Source organism: Pseudogemmobacter sp. TB195 (assembly GCF_058313095.1).
The window spans coordinates 1-501 of sequence record NZ_JBZEGG010000254.1; the positions used below are offsets into that span (position 1 = coordinate 1).

A 501-nucleotide genomic window follows, 5' to 3' on the forward strand; every position below is an offset into this window, starting at 1 on the left:
GCCTGAGGCGCAAGAACAGCACGCCGTTCACGCTGACCGGGATGTTGTTCCATCTGTCTGGCCTCCTTGCGCCTGCCTCCTTGCGCGGGCCTTCTTGCGCCATGCGGGGTCGATGACGCGGGACCGCCTCAGGCGTCTTCCTGCGAAAACCGTTGCCGGCGCCGCGAAAAATCCAGCGCTGCCGGCGCGCCGGCGATCAGCTGGCGCGCCGATTGCCACACCATGGCGGCGGCCGGTCGCTGCTCGCCGTGGAAGCGCACCAGCGTCAGGCTGGTGCGCAGGTCGAGCCCGTCGATCGGCCGCACGATGACGTCGTCGCCATCGTCATCGTGGTGAATGTCGAACCAGCCCAGCGAAACGGCGATATTGCGCGACAGCCGGCCATAGCGCTCCACGGCGATGGGATGCCCCTCTGGCGGCCGGATCGTCAGGGCCCCGGCCTCGCGAACCGCCCGGCCAATGGCCACCGACAGCGGCGCGCCCAGCGAACGGTTGGGCAGG

General features: G+C 69.7%; 1 protein-coding gene. It reads right to left on the reverse strand.

What is annotated here, in order from left to right:
• Positions 1 to 128: 128 nt before the first annotated feature.
• Positions 129 to 501: hypothetical protein (locus AC4FS3_RS29650; protein WP_491023520.1), on the reverse strand; the 373-nt coding region annotated here is incomplete at its 5' end.